General features: G+C 69.0%; 21 protein-coding genes. 10 read left to right on the forward strand and 11 right to left on the reverse strand.

Translation table 11 applies throughout. The features are described from left to right. Window positions 1-696: an SDR family NAD(P)-dependent oxidoreductase gene (locus GC106_RS01910; RefSeq protein ID WP_173123652.1), complete on the reverse strand. Its 696-nt coding sequence runs from the start codon at window positions 694-696 to the stop codon at window positions 1-3. An 82-nt stretch (window positions 697-778) separates the two neighbouring features. On the opposite strand from GC106_RS01910, the gene GC106_RS01915 reads away from it, so the two are divergent. After that, complete coding sequence (locus tag GC106_RS01915; protein ID WP_173123654.1) at window positions 779-1,666, forward strand: NAD-dependent protein deacetylase; 888 nt, start codon at window positions 779-781, stop codon at window positions 1,664-1,666. Between the two features lie 9 nt (window positions 1,667-1,675). After that, window positions 1,676-2,758 (forward strand): carboxylate-amine ligase, encoded by a 1,083-nt coding sequence (locus GC106_RS01920; protein WP_173123656.1) that lies wholly within the window; start codon window positions 1,676-1,678, stop codon window positions 2,756-2,758. Here the strand turns inward: GC106_RS01920 and GC106_RS01925 are convergent, their stop codons facing one another. Continuing rightward, a complete protein-coding gene (locus GC106_RS01925) occupies window positions 2,759-3,904 on the reverse strand; it encodes an AI-2E family transporter (RefSeq protein WP_312872349.1) in 1,146 nt (381 codons plus the stop codon). Window positions 3,905-4,140: 236 nt separating this feature from the next. On the opposite strand from GC106_RS01925, the gene GC106_RS01930 reads away from it, so the two are divergent. The 3 genes from GC106_RS01930 to GC106_RS01940 are packed head-to-tail and all read left to right on the forward strand — an operon-like array spanning window position 4,141 to window position 5,940. After that, window positions 4,141-4,911, forward strand: a complete 771-nt coding sequence (locus tag GC106_RS01930; RefSeq protein WP_173123658.1) for a hypothetical protein — start codon at window positions 4,141-4,143, stop codon at window positions 4,909-4,911. After that, entirely contained in the window at window positions 4,908-5,330 is a 423-nt protein-coding gene (locus GC106_RS01935) for a phage holin family protein (RefSeq protein WP_173123660.1), read from the forward strand. The genes GC106_RS01930 and GC106_RS01935 overlap by 4 nt, the downstream gene beginning before the upstream one ends. A 10-nt stretch (window positions 5,331-5,340) precedes the next feature. Continuing rightward, the gene (locus GC106_RS01940) at window positions 5,341-5,940 is read left to right on the forward strand and encodes a DUF3618 domain-containing protein (protein WP_173123662.1); all 600 of its coding nucleotides are present in this window, start codon (window positions 5,341-5,343) and stop codon (window positions 5,938-5,940) included. A gap of 64 nt (window positions 5,941-6,004) precedes the next feature. On the opposite strand, the gene GC106_RS01945 is transcribed toward GC106_RS01940, so the two are convergent. Further along, window positions 6,005-6,889, reverse strand: coding sequence for a YihY/virulence factor BrkB family protein (locus tag GC106_RS01945; protein WP_312872350.1), 885 nt, complete (start codon window positions 6,887-6,889; stop codon window positions 6,005-6,007). 435 nt (window positions 6,890-7,324) lie between these two features. Here GC106_RS01945 and GC106_RS01950 point away from each other — a divergent pair, with 435 nt between their 5' ends. Both GC106_RS01950 and GC106_RS01955 read left to right on the forward strand, forming a co-directional pair. Next, window positions 7,325-8,404: an NAD(P)H-dependent amine dehydrogenase family protein gene (locus tag GC106_RS01950; RefSeq protein ID WP_246364614.1), complete on the forward strand. Its 1,080-nt coding sequence runs from the start codon at window positions 7,325-7,327 to the stop codon at window positions 8,402-8,404. Between the two features lie 62 nt (window positions 8,405-8,466). Further along, a complete protein-coding gene (locus tag GC106_RS01955; protein WP_173123666.1) occupies window positions 8,467-8,949 on the forward strand; it encodes a carboxymuconolactone decarboxylase family protein in 483 nt (160 codons plus the stop codon). Window positions 8,950-9,004: 55 nt separating this feature from the next. Here GC106_RS01955 and GC106_RS01960 read toward each other — a convergent pair whose 3' ends face one another. The 3 genes from GC106_RS01960 to GC106_RS01970 form a co-directional block, all read right to left on the reverse strand. Beyond that, window positions 9,005-10,480: a GMC oxidoreductase gene (locus GC106_RS01960; RefSeq protein WP_446684925.1), complete on the reverse strand. Its 1,476-nt coding sequence runs from the start codon at window positions 10,478-10,480 to the stop codon at window positions 9,005-9,007. A gap of 460 nt (window positions 10,481-10,940) precedes the next feature. Then, window positions 10,941-11,930: a helix-turn-helix transcriptional regulator gene (locus GC106_RS01965; RefSeq protein WP_173123669.1), complete on the reverse strand. Its 990-nt coding sequence runs from the start codon at window positions 11,928-11,930 to the stop codon at window positions 10,941-10,943. A 35-nt stretch (window positions 11,931-11,965) separates the two neighbouring features. Further along, entirely contained in the window at window positions 11,966-12,313 is a 348-nt protein-coding gene (locus GC106_RS01970; RefSeq protein WP_173123671.1) for a hypothetical protein, read from the reverse strand. A gap of 43 nt (window positions 12,314-12,356) precedes the next feature. Between GC106_RS01970 and GC106_RS01975 the strand changes: the two genes are divergently transcribed. Further along, window positions 12,357-13,247, forward strand: coding sequence for a PfkB family carbohydrate kinase (locus GC106_RS01975; protein WP_173123673.1), 891 nt, complete (start codon window positions 12,357-12,359; stop codon window positions 13,245-13,247). Continuing rightward, entirely contained in the window at window positions 13,244-13,468 is a 225-nt protein-coding gene (locus GC106_RS01980) for a hypervirulence associated TUDOR domain-containing protein (protein ID WP_173123675.1), read from the forward strand. Before GC106_RS01975 ends, GC106_RS01980 begins: the two co-directional genes overlap by 4 nt. Here GC106_RS01980 and GC106_RS01985 read toward each other — a convergent pair. From GC106_RS01985 to GC106_RS02000, 4 genes are read right to left on the reverse strand one after another with little or no spacing between them, the layout of a single operon-like run. Further along, the gene (locus GC106_RS01985) at window positions 13,449-13,940 is read right to left on the reverse strand and encodes a DUF1360 domain-containing protein (protein ID WP_173124638.1); all 492 of its coding nucleotides are present in this window, start codon (window positions 13,938-13,940) and stop codon (window positions 13,449-13,451) included. The two genes, GC106_RS01980 and GC106_RS01985, sit on opposite strands and share 20 nt — an antisense overlap. Before the next feature lie 53 nt (window positions 13,941-13,993). Continuing rightward, on the reverse strand, window positions 13,994-14,878 hold the full coding sequence (locus tag GC106_RS01990) for a carbohydrate ABC transporter permease (RefSeq protein WP_173123677.1): 885 nt from the start codon (window positions 14,876-14,878) through the stop codon (window positions 13,994-13,996). Further along, window positions 14,875-15,777, reverse strand: a complete 903-nt coding sequence (locus GC106_RS01995) for a carbohydrate ABC transporter permease (RefSeq protein ID WP_173123679.1) — start codon at window positions 15,775-15,777, stop codon at window positions 14,875-14,877. Before GC106_RS01995 ends, GC106_RS01990 begins: the two co-directional genes overlap by 4 nt. A gap of 3 nt (window positions 15,778-15,780) precedes the next feature. Continuing rightward, window positions 15,781-17,106 carry an extracellular solute-binding protein gene (locus GC106_RS02000; RefSeq protein ID WP_312872351.1) on the reverse strand — a complete coding sequence of 442 codons (1,326 nt, stop codon included), beginning with the start codon at window positions 17,104-17,106 and terminating at the stop codon, window positions 15,781-15,783. Window positions 17,107-17,169: 63 nt separating this feature from the next. On the opposite strand from GC106_RS02000, the gene GC106_RS02005 reads away from it, so the two are divergent. Continuing rightward, the gene (locus tag GC106_RS02005; protein ID WP_173123681.1) at window positions 17,170-18,015 is read left to right on the forward strand and encodes a phosphotransferase family protein; all 846 of its coding nucleotides are present in this window, start codon (window positions 17,170-17,172) and stop codon (window positions 18,013-18,015) included. Between the two features lie 41 nt (window positions 18,016-18,056). Here the strand turns inward: GC106_RS02005 and GC106_RS02010 are convergent, their stop codons facing one another. Next, complete coding sequence (locus tag GC106_RS02010) at window positions 18,057-18,542, reverse strand: GNAT family N-acetyltransferase (RefSeq protein ID WP_173123683.1); 486 nt, start codon at window positions 18,540-18,542, stop codon at window positions 18,057-18,059. Window positions 18,543-18,545 lie beyond the last annotated feature (3 nt).

Genomic DNA, 18,545 nt, shown 5'->3' on the forward strand with positions numbered 1-18,545 from the left:
CTACCAGGCCGGGCTGGTGCTCATTCCGCCGTCCACAACGAGATCGTGCCCGGTGATCCACGTCCCCATCGGCGAGGCGAGGAACACACACGCATTGCCGACGTCCTCCGGCTTCCCCAGCCTGCCGAGGGGCGAGGCCCGTTGCCAGCTCGCCACGCCCTCGGGCCACTGTTCGGCGATACCGGGTCGTTCGACCAGCCCGGGCGAGACGGTGTTGCAACGGATGCCCAACGGTCCGTACTCCAGCGCGGCCGATCGGGCATGCATGATCAGCGCTGCCTTGGCGGCGCTGTAGTGACCGTGTCCCCGGGCCGGACGGGTGCCTTCGATCGACGCGATGTGCGTGACGCTGCCGCCTGTTTCCCGCATGACCTGGACCGCCGCCTGGGTGCAGTTGAAGGCGATCGTCAGGTTGGTGTCGATCACCTCGCGCCATTGCGCCGCCGTCATCCCGTCGAGTTGCCGCACGGGCTGGACTCCGGCGCTGTTGACCACGGCGTCGAGCCGCCCTTTCCGGGCGGCCGCCTCCTGGAAGAACGCGCGGCAGGCCTGTTCGTCGGTGAGGTCGCCCTCGCTGTGCCCGGCGTGCGTGATCACGTCCGCGCCCGCCTGCTCGAACTGGCGCACGACGCCTTCGCCGATCCCGCCGTTCGCGCCCACGACCAGCACGATCATTCCCGACGCCAACCCGTTCATGACCCGACACTATCGGTGGCACCCTCGTGAGTGTTTATCAGTGTTCTAACCCGGATAAACACTCACGAGTAGGCTTGGTGCCGTGCGGACACGGCCGACATTGAGCTACACCCCGGTCGGGGAGCCGTTGCCGTGGACGACCGACATCACCGAGCTGGTCGATGTGGTCGCCGGCGGCGGAGTGGTGGTGCTGAGCGGTGCGGGATTGTCCACGGAGTCAGGGATTCCCGACTACCGTGGCGCGACCGGCAGTCTGCGACGGCACACACCCATGACGTACGACGAGTTCGTCGGCAGCGTCGAAGGACGGCAGCGGTACTGGGCACGCAGCCACGTCGGGTGGCGCACGATCGCCAGGGCACAGCCCAACGACGGGCACCGTGCGGTGACCAGTTTGTCCGCCGCGGGCCTGGTTTCCGGAGTGATCACGCAGAACGTCGACGGGTTACATCAGGCGGCGGGCACGCCTGACGTGGTCGAGTTGCACGGCAGCCTCGACCGGGTCGTGTGCCTGGACTGCCGGCGGACCAGTCCGCGCGAGGAACTGGACCGGCGCCTGCGGCTGGCCAATCCCACGTTCACCGGCACGGCGATCCGCGTCAACCCGGACGGCGACGTGGAGCTCGCCGACGAGGTGGTTAGGGAGTTCCGGCTGGTCTCGTGCGACGGCTGCGAATCCGGTGTGCTCAAACCGGACGTGGTGTTCTTCGGCGAGAACGTGCCGAAGCCGCGGGTCGAGCAGTGCTACCGGCTGGTCGACGAGGCGAAGGCACTTGTTGTCCTGGGTTCGTCACTGACGGTCATGTCCGGGCTGCGGTTCGTCCGGCACGCCGCCAGGGCAGGTAAGCCCGTCGCCATCGTCAACAGGGGGCAGACCAGGGGTGACGGTCACGCGACGATCCGTGTGGATCTACCGCTGGGTGCGGCGCTGACCGATGTGACGCGCTTGATTGATCTTCGCTGCGGGTAGCCCGCAGGCATGAGTCTCACGGTTGGCGTCGAAGAAGAGTTCTTCGTGGTGGACGATCGCGGTCAGTTGGCGCGGGACGCGGCCAAGATCGTCGACGGCGCCGAAGAACACGAGGGTGAGCTGCAGACCGAGCTCACCCGCGCCCAGGCCGAATCGGCCACCGGCGTGTGCCGGACGAACGAGGAACTGCTCAGCCAGCTCACCGAGTTGCGCACCGAACTGGCCACGGCCGCCCGGTCCCGTGGCCGTCGGCTGATCCCCAGTGGTTCGCCGCTGCTGGTGGCGGACGATCCGCCCGGGATCACGGCCAACCCGCGCTACGAGCGGATGGCCGCACACTTCCGTGCCACGGTCCGTCAGGTGATTACGTGCGGCTGTCACGTGCACATCGCGATCCCGGACAGGGCGACCGGCGTCCAGGTGATCAACCACGTCCGGCCGTGGCTGCCGGTTCTGCTGGCGCTGACGGCCAACTCGCCGGTGGTGGGCGGCCAGGACACCGGCTACTGCAGCTGGCGTTACCGGCAGTGGACCCAGTGGCCGTCGGCCGGGCCGCCGCCGCTGTTCGAGTCGCTCGACCACTACGAGGGCATCGTCGACGGCTGGCTGCGGGCCGGTGCGGTCCTGGACCGCGGGATGATCTACTGGGACATCCGGCTGTCGGAACACCAGCCGACGCTGGAGTTCCGCGTCAGCGACGTGGCGGCCACACCGGAGGAAGCGGTGTTGCTCGCGGTGCTGGCCCGAGGCCTGGCGCAGTCGGCGTTCGACGACATCGACAGCGGCAAACGCCCGCCGCGGCTGTCCAACGAGATCCTCCGGGCACAGCTGTGGCGTGCCACCCGGGACGGCTTCACCGGCCAGTGCCCGCACCCGGACAGCGGCGACACGGTGCCCACGCAGACGCTCGTGCGTGAACTCATCTCGCAGCTGAAGCCGATCCTGCGTGACAACAACGATCTGGACTTCGTCGAGGAACAGTTCGCCCGGCTGCGCGCGATCGGCGGCGGCGCGGACCGGCAACGCGCGGTCTTACAACGCGACAACAGCGCTGCGGCCGTGCTCGACGCGATCGCGGTGCCGCCTCGGTGACTACCGTTGATCCTGGTACGGCAGCCAGATCTCGGTGAGCATGAGCAGGATCGCGGCCGCGATCGGAACGGCCACCAACGCGCCGATCACCCCGAGGAGGACCGCCCCGAGCAGGACCGCGACCAGAGTGACCACGGCGGGTGTCCGCACCGCCCTGCCAATGATCTTGGGCAGCAGCAGGTAGTCCTCGATGAGCTGGTACGCCACGAGGAAACCGACGGTGGCCAGGCACACCGGCAGGGAGACCGTGAGCGCCATCAACGCGACGATCACGCCTGCCAGCAGCGCTCCCGCGATCGGGATGAGGTCCAGGACGGCCACGACGGTCGCGAGCAGCAACGGATAGGGGATGCCCAGGCTGACCGCCCAGATGAACGTCGCGACGGCCGCGACGAGCGACAGCAGCACGTTGCCCAGCAGGTAGGCGCCGACCTTGGCGAAGATCTCGTCGCCGATGAGCACGGCACGCGGCCGCCGCGACGCGGGCGCCAGCCGGATCAGCACCCGGCGCAGCCGGGGGAAGTCCGCGAGGAAGTACACGGTCAGCACGGACACGATCGCCAGGCCGGTGACGGCGTCGACCATCGTCGTCCCGGCCCCGTCCAGTAGGCGGTCGACGTACGCGGTGAGGTGCAGCCGTTGGTCCAGGCGGCCGAGGAACGTCGCCGGATCGGTCAGTTGCGCACGGAAATCCGAGACCTGCTGCATCAGTGTGCCGCCGTGCTCGGTCAGCATGCCGGCCACGGCGACCGCGAATCCGCTCAGCAGACCGGCGATGGCCACCACGACCGCGGTGACCGCGGCCGGCCTCGCCATCCACCGCCCAAGGCCGCGCACGATCGGATCGAGGCCGACCGCGATGAAGAACGCCAGGCACACCAGGACGATCGTGTCCGCGGCCGTCACGATGAGGTATGCCGCACCGACGGCCAGCGACACTCCCAGGGCGGCCGTGAGCCCGACGAAGAAGGGGGATCGTCGGTTCACCGGCTGTCCCGGTTCCCCCAGTGGCCGATCGGGTCCGCTGATCTCGGCCGCGATCCGTTCGGCGTGCGCGACCGGTTCGTCGGCGCGTTGCCGCGGCATCCCGACCTCGCCCATGTGTCCACAGTCGACCGCCCGCGCGCTGAGCGCAATCCTGGTCACCCGAAGGAATGATCAAGCCCCGCAACGGATTAACGGTCTTTCCGGTGGGCACCCCGAATGATTCGCCCTATGTGGACGGCGCCTGCGCCGGGTAGCCCAATTGTTGCAGACCGACCGGGTGCCACCTGGTTATTCCGGCCGCTCATGGGTATTCGGCCCGAAGCCGGGTGACAACCCGGCGTCGGCCGGCCCCAGGGCGCCGGCCGGAGAACCCCAAGCCTCGCGGAGGACCCACGATGACACACCCGCCAGGTGGATACGCCCGGCACCAGGGCACACAGGATCCGCCTTCCACGCCGCAGGTGGCCAAGCACGAAGCCGCGGAGGTCGGCAGCACCGCCGCCGAAGGCGGCAGGCAGGTCATGGACACCGCCGGCGAGCAGACCAAGAGAGTCGCCAGGGAAGCGGGCCAGCAGGCACGCAACCTGATGCACGAAAGCCGCCAGCAGCTCACCGACCAGGCGCGGGAGGGGCAGCGCAAGGCGGCGCAGGGCCTGCACACCCTCGCCGACCAGCTGGACGACATGTACGCCAAGTCCGACCAGTCCGGCATGGGACCGGAGATGATCCACCAGGCCGCCGGGCACACGCGCACGGTCGCCTCATGGCTGGACGACCGGCAGCCCGGGGACCTGCTCAACGAGGTCCGCGACTTCGCCCGGCGCAAGCCCGGGATGTTCCTCGCGGGCGCCGCCCTCGCGGGCATGCTGGTCGGCAGGCTCACCAGGGGAGCGATCGACACGCAACGCGACGAATCGGCGGACGACAACACGACCGACAAGATCCCCGCGCAGCCAGGCCCGGCTCCGACCACCACATCGGTGCCGCCGTCGTACCCGCCGACCCGGGCACCGGCGCCGGGCTACACCACACCACCGGCTCCGGCGTACTCGCAGCCGCCGGTCGAGGGGCAGGTCCCGCCGACCGGATATCCACAGCAGGCCGCTCACCCGGGACAGACCCAGACGCCGCCGCCGTGGAACGGACCTGAATCGGTGCGGCCATGACAGTTCCCCCGACGACGCCACCATCGCAACCAGGTCGCCCGGACGTGGAGAACGTGTCCGTCGGCGAGCTGATGGGCAACGTGTCGCGCGACCTGTCCACGTTGCTGCGGCAGGAACTGGCGCTGGCCAAGGCCGAGCTGAAAGTGGAGGCGGCCAAGGCGGGCCGGGGTGCGGGCATGCTGACCGGCGCGGGCCTCGCGGGCTGGATGGTCCTGCTGTTCCTGTCGATCGCGCTGTGGGCCGGGCTGTCCAACGTGATGGACTCCGGCTGGGCCGGCCTGATCGTCGCCGTCCTCTGGGCCGTGATCGGGGCGGCGCTGTACGCGGCCGGCCGCAAGCAGCTGCGCGGCGTCAACCCCAAGCCAGAACAGACCGCGGACACCCTCAAGCAGGTGCCGGACGCACTCAAGGGCCACTGAGGAGTACCTGATGAGTACCACCGATGATCCACGTCAGATCCGTCAGGAGATCGAACGTACCCAACGTCATCTGAGTTCGGACGTCGACGCGCTCACCGAGAAGGTGACGCCCGGCAAGATCATGCAGCGGCGGGCCGACCGGGTCCGGCGGAGCGTGACGAGCCTGCGTGACCGGGTGATGGGCAGCGCGTCCGACACCGCCTCCACCGCGGGGGACCAGGTCAACCGGGCGACCACGGCCGTGTCCGACGCGGTTTCCGAGGCGCCGCAGGCGATCCGCCGGCAGACCGAGGGCAACCCGTTGGCGGCGGGACTGATCGCGTTCGGCGTCGGCTGGCTGACCTCGTCGCTGCTGCCCGCCACCAAGGCCGAGCGGCAGATGGCCGGCCAGGCCAAGAACTTCGTCCAGCAGCACTCCGAGCAGCTCGGTGAGGTGGCCGGTGAGGTCAAGGACCGGCTCGCCGTGCCGGCCCAGCAGGCGGCCGAGCAGGTGAAGTCCACGGCTCAGGACGCGGCGGGCACCGTGACCGACGAGGCCCGCTCGGCCGCCGAGGACGTGAAGGACCGTGCCCAGGAGGGCAAATCCACCGTTCAGGAGCAGCGTTACTGAGCGGATGGCGAGCGCGGGTGGCGGCCGGGCGACCGGCCACCACCCGAATCGTTCCGGGCCCGAGTCATCCGCCGTCGTCCATCGCCTTGGTGTCGCGGGGCGGCAGGATCGGTTCATGGTCCTCCGGCTGTCCCAGCTCCATCTGCTTGCCACGGGCCAGTTCCGCGTCGAACTCGGCACCGAGCAGGACCGCGAGGTTGGACAACCACAGCCAGATCAGGAAGATCACGATGCCGGCGAGCGAACCGTAGGTCTTGTTGTACGACCCGAAGTTCGCCACGTACAGGCTGAACCCGGCCGAGGCGAGGACCCACAGGAGCACGGCGAGCACACTGCCCGGGGTCAGCCACCGGAAGCCGGGGTGCCGCACGTTCGGCGCGGCCCAGTACAGCAGCGCGAACGCCAGGCTGATCAGGATCGCGATCACCGGCCACTTGGCGATGTCCCAGATCAGCACGCCGGTCGAGCCGATCCCGGCGAACCGGCCGACCCGGTCGGCGATCCCGCCGGTGAGCACCACGCCGAGGGCCGCCACCCCGAGCAGGACGACGATGGCCAACGTGATGCCGATCCGTAACGGGATGGTCTTGAACAACGGGCGCCCTTCTTCGACCTCGTAGATCGCGTTGGACGCCCGGATGAACGCGCCGATGTACCCCGACGCCGTCCATAACGCGAAGACGAGGCTGATGATCGCCAACGGCCCGGCGAGGTAGTTCGCGGTCTTCAGCTCGTTGACCGCGTTGAGGACCAGATCGCGCGCCGGGCCCGGCGCCATCTGCTGGATGTTGTCGGTCAGTGCCTTGGTCGATTCCGGGCCGAGCAGACCGAGTAACGAGGTCAGCACGAGGATGCCGGGAAAGAGGGACAGCACGCTGTAGTAGGTCAGCGCGGCCGCCCAGTCGTCCAGGCTGTCTCGTGAGAACTGCTTGACTGTGCGCTTCAGCACCTGCCACCACGAACGCTTTGGCAAGTCCGTCGGGCTTTTCACATGCTTGGCCATGGTCGCCTCCCGAGCGGGGGATACCCGCGCCGGGCGCGGCCATGCCGTCCGGCTTGACACTCCACTGTGGACGGTGTGGTCGGCGCGGTGGCCAGTGCCGCGAGGGGTGTGCCAGGCTGTGGTCGGGCATGGCGTCGCCGCCGCGGTCGTGGCAGTCCGGTCTGCCGAGCACGCCCGGGGGTGCCGGTCGGCCGGGTGGCCTCGCCTTCGAACTCAGCCCTGCTGATCAGCGGCGCCGCCACCCGGGGCGACGCGGCGATCTCGCGCCGATCAACGGCCCTGGGCGGCACGCGGCGGTCCCGGTCTACTGTGGATGGCGTTGCGCCAGGCGGCTGAATGGATCTGGCGTGCCGCGTGGGCTTTGTGGTTACCTCAGTGCCCATGACCGCCCCCTTGATTGACACGGTTGTCTGGGGTACAGGCAACATCGGCCGCGCGGCGATCCGTGCCGTGCAAGCCCATCCGGCGTTACGGCTGTCCGGTGTGATCGTGCACAGCCCGGACAAGGCCGGCAAAGACGCAGGCGATCTGGCTGGTCTGGACCAGCAGCTCGGGATCGCGGCGAGCGACGACGCGGGCGCCGTGCTCGCGACGAACCCCCAAGCCGTGGTGTACGCGGCGTCCGGCGAGGTCAGGCCGATGGAGGCGATCGACGACATCGCCAAGGCGATCAGAGTCGGCGCGGTTGTCGTGACGCCGTCCGTGTACACGCTCTACGACCAGCGCAACGCCCCGGCCGAGGTACGGGAGCCGTTGCTCGCCGCGATCGAGGACGGCGGCGGCTCGTTGTTCGTGTCCGGCGTGGATCCCGGCTGGGGCAACGACGTCCTGCCGTTGCTGATCAGCGGGGTCGCCACGGACATCGACGTGATCCGGTGCCAGGAGATCTTCGACTACACCACCTACGACCAGCCGGACTCGGTGCGCTGGCTGGTGGGCATGGGCCAGCCGATGGACTACGAGCCGCCGATGGTCGCGCCGGGCATCCCGACCATGGTGTGGGGCGGGCAGATCCGGCTGATGGCCCGCGCGCTGCGGGCCGACCTGGACGAAATCCGCGAGACCGTGGCACGCCGGGAACTTGAGGAGACCGTGACCACCGAGCTGATGGGGGACTTCGAGAAAGGCACCCAGGGCGCGCTGCGCTTCGAGGTCCAGGGCATCGTCGGCGGCCGGCCGCGGATCGTGATCGAGCACGTCACCCGCATCCACCCGTCCTGCGCACCGGACTGGCCGATGCCGCCGAGCGGGGACGGCGCGCATCGCGTGATCATCGAGGGCAGTCCCCGGATCGAGGTGTCGGTGGAGGCGACGGACCAGAACGGCAACAGGTCCGCGGGCGGCAACGCGACGGCGGTGGGGCGGCTGGTCGGCGCGATCGACTGGCTGGTGGACGCGCGACCCGGTCTGTACGACGCGATCGACGTCCCGCTGCGGCCGGCGGCCGGCAAGCTCCGCTGATCGCCAGGACATGACAAACTGAAACGTGTTCTAATACAGTGGGCGGGAGCGAGGAGGCACCGATGAACATCGACATCCCCGAGGGCAAGGACCCGATCGGGTACGTGTGGGGTGAGATGGTCCCGGGCATCGGCACGGCGGCCGCGAACTTCTCCCTCGCGGTGTACGCGCACACCACCCTGGGGCTGCGCGAGTTCGAGGCGGCCCGGCTGCGGATCGCCCAGATCAACGGCTGCGTGTTCTGTCTGGACTGGCGCACCGAACGGGACGGCGAGAAGGTCGAGGACTCGTTCCTCGACGACGTGACCAACTGGCGCACAACGGAAAGCTTCGACGACCGGACCCGGCTCGCGGCCGAGTACGCCGAGCGGTACGCGGTGGACCACCACAACCTCGACGAGGAGTTCTGGGCCCGGATGGCCCGGCACTACACGCAGCACGAGATCGTCGAGCTCAGCATGAGCATCGGCTCGTGGCTGGCGTTCGGCCGGCTCAACCACGTGCTCGGCCTGGACGTGATGTGCGTGCTGCCCAGCCCCTCGTGAGTGTTTATCCGGGTTAGAACACGGATAAACACTCACGAGGGGGTTGGCGGTGGGGTTAGAAGTCAGCGGCGATGATCCGGTCGATGTTGCGTTCCGCCAGGGCGGTGATCGTCACGAACGGGTTCACGCTGGTGTTGCCGGGAATCAGCGCGCCGTCGATCACGTACAGGCCGGAGTACCCGTGCAGCCGGCCGTGGTTGTCGGTCGCCTTGCCGAGCACCGCACCGCCCAGCGGGTGGTACGTCAGGTGATCGCCCCAGATCTTGTACACCCCGAACAGGTCCGTCCGGTAGATCGTGCCCTCCTTGGCGTTGATCTTGTCGAAGATCGACTTGGCCATGTCGATCGACGGCTGCTTCCACGCGGTCTGCCAGTTCAGCTCGACCCGGTTGGCCGCGGAGTTCCAGGAGAACTGCGCCCGGTGCGGGTTCCTGGTGATGGACAGGTAGAACGAGGCGTACGTCTCGATGCCGGTGGGCAGCGGCGCCACTTCGGCGAACGCGCCGCCGGCGTCCCAGTTGTCGATCCCGGCGGTGGGAATGGACGCCTGGACCGCGCCGGTCGGGTCCCACAGGTGGTTGGCGCGCCCGCACATCACGTTGCCGTTGTCGCCCCAGCCCTTGCCGATCTCGTTGTTCAGGCCGGGCAGCACGCCCGTGGCCTTCAACTTGGTCAGCAGTTTGCTCGTGCCGACGCTGCCCGCGGCGAAGAACACCTTGTCCGCGGTCACGTTCTTGGTCGCCACAACGGTGCCGGTGGTGTCGAGCTGCTCGACGGCGATGGCGTAGCGGCCGTTCGCGGGCGCGACGGACGTGACCCGGTGCAGGGCTGAGATGGCCACGCGTCCGGTCGCCTTCGCCTGTGCCAGATAGGTTTTCTGCAGGGTCTTCTTGCCGGCGTTGTTGCCGTAGAGCAGTTCGCCCGCGACCGCGGACTTGGGCACGGTCCCGGCGACCTCCTGCTTCATGTACTCCCAGTCGTACACATTGGGCACGAAGACGAAGGAGAAACCGGACCGCTCGGCGTGTTTGCGGCCCACCCTGGCGTACTGGTAGCAGGCGACGCTGTTCCACCACGCCTGGTCCACATTGGTCACACCGAGACCGGCGTTGGCCCTGGGGTAGTAGACGTTGTACATCTCGTCGGCGTTCACCGTCGGCAGGATCGCGCCGAACCGTTCCCGTCTCGGGGTGACCGCCATGCCGCCGTTGACCAGTGAACCGCCGCCGACGCCCCGGCCCTGGTACACCGCGATGCCGCCGAACTCCTCAGCGTCGAGAATCCCGGTGTACCGCGGGATGTCCTTGTCGATCGGGAACCCGAGGAAGTTGCTGAGCGGTTGCTTGGTCCTGGTGCGCAGCCAGTAGGACCGCTGGTCCGGGGCGGTGGTGTTGGCGAAGATCTTGCCGTCGCTGCCGGGCGTGTCCCAGGCCATGCCCATTTCAAGCATGTGAACGTCGATGCCCGCCTGAGCGAGCCGCAGTGCGGCGACCGAGCCGCCGTATCCGGTGCCGATGACCAGGGCGGGCACGTGGGCGCCGGGCGGAATGGGAGCGGGGGCAGGGGCCGCGGTGGCTCGACCGGCCAGCGTCGCGAGTCCCAGGATAGAACCAGTTCCGGTAATGAAGGTGCGGCGGGATACCGTCGGAAAACCCTTGCCACGCATGACGTTATCACTCATGTGAGCTTCCTCACCGTTGCGGGGATTAGAACAAGTTATACGTTCGAGCGTCGGTGAAGTCACTAGTTACTAGTGGGTAACTTGTTTCCGGCCGCCGGCTCCGGTAGAGGCGATCGGACGTCGAAATCACCGCGAAAGCCCCGACTTTCCGCTGCGGTTCCTCACGCCGTGTGCATGCTTGCGCTGTTGGGCCGCACGGCCGTTCGCATTGGCAGGTACTTGGGGCACGCTGATCGGCAGCGTGTGCTGCCTGCTGATCGGATCAGCAGCGGATGCGCGGGCGGTTCCTGATATCCGTGCCGCCGGCCGACTATGGGGTGACCCGTCCGGTGGCTGTCGTGGACGGACTTTCGCCGTAGCGCTCACGGTAGGACCGGCTGAACCGGCCGAGGTGGGTGAAACCCCAGCGCGACGCGACTTCCGTGACGGTGCCGCTGGAATGCCCGGCCCGGATGTCCGCCAGTTCGGCACGGACACGGCGCAGTCGCAGGTCGCGCACGTAGTTCAGCGGCGACATGCCGAACTCGGCCCGGAACGCGCGTTGCAGCGTGCGGACGGTGGTGCGGGCGGCCGCCGCGATGTCGGCGACGGTGATCGGCTGGTCGATGTTCCGCTCGCAGAAGTCCAGCGCCCGGCGCAAGGCCGGAGTGGTCAGTGCGCCGCGGTCGTGCTCGAAGGCGGGCGTACGGGTGTGCGGGTGGATGTCGAGCAGCCCGTGCACGAGCATCTGCTCGAAATGCGCGGCGGCCAGCGGGGACCCGGCCAGCAGGCCGGACATCGACCGGTCGCCGAAGGCCTGCACCAGCCGCAGCCACGCGGCGAAGTCCCGCCTGTCCGGACGGAACACGGGGTCGAACCGCACCGGCCGGCTCGGCGTGTCGGCCAGCCGGGCCCGGATCGCCTCCTCGACCGTGGACTGTCCGATCCGGACGATCCACTGCTTGCTCCGGTCGAACCGGATCCGCAGGTGTGTGCCGGGCGAACTGAGCAAGTGGTGCGACCGGACCGGTTCGCCGTCCAGCGCCAGGTCGGTGTGCCCGGACAGGCGGATCAAGACCGTGTACGCGTGTGACAACTCGACCGCGCGCATCTCGACCTCACGGTCGATGTCCATCTGGTAGAGCTGAACGCCCGACCTCGCGCCGGGGTGGGGCAACCCCGCGAGCAACGACAGCTGTAGTGCCCCCGTGGGCCTCGGGGGGACGTGCAGCCGGACCGACCCCGGCTCCAGGTAGGCGTCGAACAGCTCTCGCATCGCGTCCACGTCGTCGCTCGCGAACAGCGGCCCTGTTTCCCGCACCGGCCCCCCTTCAATCAGGGCAGTATGAGCCCCGGTCACACCAAGGCGGCGGTCACCCCGCACAGTACCGCCCAGGTCGTGGCGACGCCGACAACTTTGATCCGGCGGCTCCGGTCGGTCAGCGTCGTGCCGAACGCGACCGCGTCGGTCAGGTCGGCGGCGGCACGGGCCCAGAGCACTGACCGCAGTGCCGGCCCTGGCCGGGCGAACATCATGCCGAGGCCGAGTGCGGTGTCGCGGCCGCCGATGGACCTGATGAGCACGTTCGTGGCCGACGAAGAGGGCAGCCCGGCCGGTCTGGCCAGGAGCTCGGGCTTGACCAGGAGTGCGGCGCTGTAGGCGGCGGTCACCGCGCCGAGGACGCGGGCAGCTGTCACGGTCATTGACCAGGAGTACCCATCGTCCGCGTGGGGTATCGCCAGGGATGTGAATGTCTGCGAGACGGTCGTGCTCGGGCAGGTCGCCCGTGACCTCGTGCTGGTGGTCCCGCAGGTACCGGACGCCGGGTCGACGGCGCCGGTGCACCGGCGGCGGGAAATGCTCGGCGGCAAGGGCGCCAACATCGCGGTCGCCGCCACCCAGCTCGGCAGCACGGTGGCGCTGGTCGGGGTGGTCGGCGCCGACGACACCTCGGACTGGCTGATCGCGCAGGCCCACGCGGACGGCATCGACACCAGGCACGTCATCCGCCGGCAAGGGACCCCGGCGGCACTGATCGTCGACCTGGTCACGCCGGACGCCCAGTGGCGTTACCTCGAGGACATCCCGGAGGCCGTCATGGTCACCGAAGCCGACGTGACCGCCGCCCAGTCCACCCTCGCAGCCGCCCGGTCGGTGATCATCCAGCTCCAGCAGCCCACCGGGACGGCACTGGCCGCCGCCAGGTACGCCCGCGACGCGCGGATCGTGCTCGACGGCGTGCCCGAGTCGGACGAACTGCTCGCCTGCGCTGACGTGCTGAGGGCGGATCAGCAGGAAGGCGAACTGCTGACCGGCGCCGAGCTGGACACGGCGGACAAGGCCGTGCGCGCGGGCCGTGATCTGCTGCGGCGTGGCCCCTCGGTGGTGGCGCTGGCCACCGCCGAGGCCAACGTGTTCGTCTGGCAGGACGGGCACGCGGTGTTCCCGCTGGGCGACACGGAGGTGAAGGACACCACGGGCGGCGGCGACGCGCTCGTGGCCGCTCTGACCGTCGGCCTCACGCACGGTCTCGACCCGCACGATGCCGGGAAGATGGCGGTCACGGCGTCGGCGCGGACAGTCGACCATCCCGGCGGACGGCCGGATCTGCGGCGCGAGGAGGTTTGGCCGCGATGAGCAGAACGTTCAAGAAGGGCGACAAGGTCGAATGGGACAGCCACGGCGGCACGGCTGTCGGCGTGGTCGTCCGGAAGATCACCGAGGACACAGAGGCTGCAGGCCGTACCGTGCGGGCGTCCCAGGACCACCCGCAGTACCTCGTGCGTAGCGAGAAAAGCGGCGGCGAGGCCGTGCACAAGCCGGAGGCGCTGCGCCCGGTCAGCCAGCGGCCTGCTTGAGCGCGTCGTAGCCGAGCTGCAGGGCGTCCGCCGCGGCCACGGACGTCAGCACCGTGCTGGCCAGGCGGGTGAACCGGGGAGCGAACACCATGCCCGCGGCCAGGCCGGTGGCGACCCACATGGCCAGGCAGAACGGGCAGGTCAGCAGCTCGCCGACGGCGTGCCGGGCACCGTGGCCGCGGACGGACTCGTTGAGCTCGGCGTCCCCGGCGGGCTGCTCGTAGCGGACGAACGGCGCCCGCAACGGGCTGGTCACCGCGTCCTTCGCGAGCAGCCTGCTGGCCTTGTGGGTGGCTATGCCCAGCAGCACGGTGTCGCCGAGGCTGAACCGCTCCGGCAGGCGCTTGCCCAGCAGTTTGCCGGTCAGCGCCAGCGCTCCGGTCATTCCCCCGAAGACGCCCAACGCCCCGAGGTAGCCCCGCAACGGGCGCTCTTCCTTGCCGTTCTCGTACTGTTCCTGCGTCTCGCGCATGGCCTGCTCCAGTGATCGCACGCCGCAGGGATACCCCGATCGCCGGGCTTGACTCATTGAGTTGTCAGGCCCCGGACGAAGTAACGCTGGGCGAAGAGGAACAGCAGGATCATCGGCGCGGTGGCGATGGTGCTCGCGGCCAGCACGAGCTCCCACTGCGACTCGCCGCCCTCGCCGAACCGGTCCAGGATCGTCTTGAGCCCGCGGGGCAGCGTGTAGAAGTCCGTGTCGCGCAGGTAGATCAACGGTTTGATCAGGTCGGTCCACGCCGCCTTGAGCTCGAACACGAACACCACGATCATCGCGGGCACGGTCAGCGGCAGCGCGATCCTGGCGAACGTGCGCAGGTGCCCGGCGCCGTCGACCTTGGCCGCGTCGAAGACCTCACCGGGCAGGCCGAGGAAGAACTGGCGCAGCAGGAAGACGTAGAACGCCGAGCCGAACAGGTTCTGCGCCCACAACGGGATCTGGGTCGTCGCCAGGCCCACGGCGTGCCATTCCAGGTAGACGGGCACCATGGTGACCGCGCCGGGCAGCATCATGGTCGCCAGGACCAGCCCGAACATCACGTTGCGGCCCCGGAACCGGAAACGCGCGAAGCCGTAGGCGACCACCGCGCTGGAGATCGTCGCCGTCGCCGCCGCCGCGACGCCCACGAGCAGGCTGTTGACGATCCACAGCAGCAGCGGGACCGCCTGCCAGACCTCGACATAGTTGCCGAACGCCACCGGATCGGGGATCAGCGCGTTGTCGAAGACGTGTGCCCGGTCCTTGAGCGACGAACTGATCAGCCAGATCAGCGGATACAGGAACGCCGCGCCGGTCAGCACCAGGGCCAGGACCGAGAGGACTCTCGTGCCGGCGTGGGTACGCGGTTTCTCGATCGACTCGGCCGGTTCGGCGACCGTCGCCGCGACAGGGGCTTCCACCAGGCTCATCGCGGCTCGCTTTCGTAGTACACCAGCCGCCGGCTGGCGCGGACCTGGACGGCGGTGATCACCGCGATCACCACGAACAGCGCCCACGCGAGCGCCGAGGCGTACCCCATCCGCAGCGAGCTGAACGCCTGCTGGAACAGGTAGATCACGTAGAACAACGCGGAGTCACCCTGGTTGTCGGCGACCTCGCTGTTGCCGAAGAACATCGCGTACGCCTCGGTGAACGTCTGCAGCGAGGCGATCGTGTTCACGATGACCGTGAAGTAGATCGTGCCGCTGATCCCCGGCAGCGTGATGTGCCAGAACTGCTTCCACGAGGACGCCCCGTCGAGGCGGGCGGCCTCGTAGAGCTCCTGCGGCACGCGGCTGAGCGCGGCGAGATAGATGACCGCCGTGCTGCCCACGCCCCACAGGCTCATCAGCACGAGCCCCGGTTTGATCCAGGCCGGATCGGTGGTCCAGTTCGGCCCGGTGAACCCGAACCAGCCGAGCAGCTCGTTGATCGCGCCGGTCTGCCCGTTGAGCAGCAACAGGAACATCGCGGCCAGGGCGACCGGCGGCGTCATCACCGGCAGGTACAGCACGGTACGGAAGAACCCGCTCGCCCGGCCGGCCCGGCGCAGCAACGACGCCAGGGCGAGCGCCAGCACGATCAGCAACGGGACATGCAGGACCGTGAAGAACAACGTGTTGTACAGGGCGATGCCGACCTTGGGGTCGGTCACCAGCTCCTGGTAGTTGTCCAGACCCACGAAGGTCGCGGGCTTGAGCATGTCGTAGCGGGTCAGCGAGAGGAACAGGCTGAAGATCATCGGGCCCGCGGTGAACACGAGGAAACCCGCTATCCACGGAGACAGGAACATCCACGCCGCGCGGGTGTCACCGCGTTGTCTGGCCATCACCTACCGTCCGATCACTCTGCGGAGCGCGAGATCGGCCTCGCGCTGGGCCTGGGCGAGTGCCGCCTCGGCGGTCTGCTCACCGCCGAGCACCCGGATGGCGGCCGAGCGCCACACGCGGACCAGATCCGGCGCCGCCGGGCTCGGGGGCAACGCGAAAGCCTTCTCCTGCAAGGACAACACCACGGGCACACCCTGTTCGACGATCCGGTTGCCCGCCGGGCGGTAGACCTCCGAGAAGATCGCGGCGTCCGCGTCCCGGTTCGCCGTGAAGGTCCCGCCGTACGGGCGGCCTTTCGCGGCCAGGCCGTCCCGGCGCGCCTTGGCCGCGGTGACCCAGGTGTCCTTCGCGGTCATGGTGACCAGGAAGTCGCATGCCTGCTCGGGATGTGCCGCTCCTCGCGGGATCGCCCACGCCTGGCCGCCGAGTTCGGTGAACGGGGTCCCGGTGCGGTCGGTCATCGGCTTGACGGTCACGTCGACGTCCGGCGAGTTGGTGGCCAACGTGTTGATGTAGAAGGAATCCATCGGCATGGCGGCCAGCTGGTCCTTGGCGTACTGGTTGCCCGCGCCGAACTCGTCGAAGCCGTCCTTGAAGGCCTTGAACGACGCCCAGGGTGCCTGCGCCTTGACCAGGTCGGTGGTGAACCGCATCGCCTCGACGACCTTCGGGTCGTCGAGCACCGCCGCGCGGCCGTCCGGGGAGATCAGTTCGACACCGTTGGCCTTGGCCCACAACGGGAAGAAGTCCGGCAGCTTGGGGTCGAAGCCGATCCGCCGGATGCGTCCGCCGTCGACGGCGGTGACCTTGCGGGTCTGCTCCGCGAGGGCCTGCCAGTCGTCGGTGGGCAGGGTGGCCGGGTCGATGCCCGCGGCCCGCAGCGCCGGGTTGTTGAGGATCATCAGTTTGACGGTCGCGAAGTCCGGCAGCCCGTAGGTGTGTCCGTCCACAGTGACCTGGCGGACGGCGGCGGGCCGGAACACCGACATGTCGACCCGGTGCCTGCGCAGGCAGTCGTCGATGGGCTGGACGGCCCCGCGGGCCGCGAACCCGCCCAGTTTGATCCGGTCGGCGTAGACCAGGTCAGGCGGTTCGCCGCTGGCCACGGCGGACAGGAACTGCTGCTCGTCGAACGCGCCTTCGGTGATCCGCAGATCGATCCCGGGGTACTTCTGCCGGAACACCCCGACCCGTGCCGTGGCGTGCTCGTCGGGTAACCCGAAACCCATGGTGGTCAACACGTTCGGTGCGTCGTCCGGCGACTCGCCCAGTCCCGCGCACCCGGTGGCCAGCGCCGCCACCACCGCAAGAATCCACGCTCTGCCCACCGCGCATCTCCTCCTTGAGACGAGCCGGAGGTACCCCTGGACCAGGATCGGTAAACTGCCTCGATGGATGAGCGAGTGCGCGCCTGGCTGCCCGGCCGCCGGATCGACCACGCCGAGCGGCTGTCCGGCGGCCACCGCAACGAGAACGTCCTGATTGTCACGGACGACGGCGAGCGCTACGTCCTGCGCACGTACTTGGCCGACAATCGCTGTGCCTTCGAGGCGGCGCTGGCGGTCCGGCTCGAAGGCGTCGTCCCGGTGCCCGAGGTGGTGGCCGCCGATCCCGCGGGTGATCCGCCGTTGATGCTGTCGCGCTTCGTTCCCGGGACGCCGCCGACGTCAGCCGCGGGAGTGGGGGAGGCGCTGGCCCGGGTCGGGAGCGTCACGTTCGACCGGCCGGGTTTCCTGTCCGCTGCGCTGGAGCCGGACGGCACCGAGCCGGTGACGGGACTGGCGGCCTTCGTGGAGTCCTGCGTGCGCAAGGGGAACGTGTTGACTGTCGCCGAACAGCGGGCGCTGGTCCGGCTGGCTGAGCGATGGGAGCCGCTGGCCGCCTCGGTCCGTGGCGCCAGGTCGTTGGTGCACTCGGACTTCAACCTCAAGAACCTGCTCGTCACGCCCGACGGTCAGGTCACGGTGCTGGACTGGGAGTTCGCCCTGAGTACGTCGCCGCTGGTCGACGTCGGGAACATGCTGCGGTTCGGCGACGAACTTCCGCCGGGCTTCGAGGCCGAGTTCATCGCGGGATTCCGCGCCGCCGGAGGCGTGCTGCCGGACGACTGGCGTGCGGTGAGCCGGGCGCTGGACTTGTTCGCTGTGGCGGATTTCCTCACTCGGCCGGCGCGACACGTGTTCCTGGCGAAGGCGGTGCGGTTGATCCGCGAGGAACTGCTCGCCTCCCGCTGGTGACCCTCGTGAGTGTTTATCCGTGTTCTAACACTGATAAACACTCACGAGGGGTCGCTGCGCAATCGGCTGTACAGCAGGCCGTCCCGCCACTGGCCGGCCCGGAACTCGGCCGCTCGGACCACGCCCTCCAACTGGAACCCGGCCTTCTCCAGCGCCCGCTGCTCGGCCAGGTTCTCCGGATGGGTGCATGCCTGGATCCGCTGTACGGGCGTGTGGTGGAACAGGTACTCGCACAGCATCGCCTGCGCCCGCCAGCCGATGCCCTTGCCACGCCACTCAGGAAGCAGCGCGATCCCGATCTCCCAGTACCAGGACTCGGGCATGTAAGCACCACGGCGCCAGGAGACGTAACCGGCGGTGTCGTCGCCGACGGCGACCATGAGCCTGCCGCCGTCCGGGCTCAGATACCCGTTGGCGGCGAACTGTCTGGCCGGTTCCTGTGCGTCCCGGAATCCGGTCCAGTCCAGTCCGATCAGGCCCGGTTCGACGGCGAACCGCCGGAACATGGCCAGATCGGGCTCGGCCACCGG

Origin of the sequence: Kibdelosporangium persicum (assembly GCF_013280595.1) — a bacterium.
Classification (GTDB): Bacteria; Actinomycetota; Actinomycetes; order Mycobacteriales; family Pseudonocardiaceae; genus Kibdelosporangium; species Kibdelosporangium persicum.

What these genes read in the sequence shown, in the direction of transcription:
- GC106_RS01910 (WP_173123652.1), bottom strand. Translation starts at nt 696, where the DNA reads ATGAACGGGTTGGCGTCGGGAATGATCGTGCTGGTCGTGGGCGCGAAC.
- GC106_RS01920 (WP_173123656.1), top strand. Translation starts at nt 1,676, where the DNA reads ATGAGTCTCACGGTTGGCGTCGAAGAAGAGTTCTTCGTGGTGGACGAT.
- GC106_RS01930 (WP_173123658.1), top strand. Translation starts at nt 4,141, where the DNA reads ATGACACACCCGCCAGGTGGATACGCCCGGCACCAGGGCACACAGGAT.
- GC106_RS01935 (WP_173123660.1), top strand. Translation starts at nt 4,908, where the DNA reads ATGACAGTTCCCCCGACGACGCCACCATCGCAACCAGGTCGCCCGGAC.
- GC106_RS01940 (WP_173123662.1), top strand. Translation starts at nt 5,341, where the DNA reads ATGAGTACCACCGATGATCCACGTCAGATCCGTCAGGAGATCGAACGT.
- GC106_RS01950 (WP_246364614.1), top strand. Translation starts at nt 7,325, where the DNA reads ATGACCGCCCCCTTGATTGACACGGTTGTCTGGGGTACAGGCAACATC.
- GC106_RS01955 (WP_173123666.1), top strand. Translation starts at nt 8,467, where the DNA reads ATGAACATCGACATCCCCGAGGGCAAGGACCCGATCGGGTACGTGTGG.
- GC106_RS01970 (WP_173123671.1), bottom strand. Translation starts at nt 12,313, where the DNA reads ATGACCGTGACAGCTGCCCGCGTCCTCGGCGCGGTGACCGCCGCCTAC.
- GC106_RS01980 (WP_173123675.1), top strand. Translation starts at nt 13,244, where the DNA reads ATGAGCAGAACGTTCAAGAAGGGCGACAAGGTCGAATGGGACAGCCAC.
- GC106_RS01985 (WP_173124638.1), bottom strand. Translation starts at nt 13,940, where the DNA reads ATGCGCGAGACGCAGGAACAGTACGAGAACGGCAAGGAAGAGCGCCCG.
- GC106_RS01990 (WP_173123677.1), bottom strand. Translation starts at nt 14,878, where the DNA reads ATGAGCCTGGTGGAAGCCCCTGTCGCGGCGACGGTCGCCGAACCGGCC.
- GC106_RS01995 (WP_173123679.1), bottom strand. Translation starts at nt 15,777, where the DNA reads ATGGCCAGACAACGCGGTGACACCCGCGCGGCGTGGATGTTCCTGTCT.
- GC106_RS02005 (WP_173123681.1), top strand. Translation starts at nt 17,170, where the DNA reads ATGGATGAGCGAGTGCGCGCCTGGCTGCCCGGCCGCCGGATCGACCAC.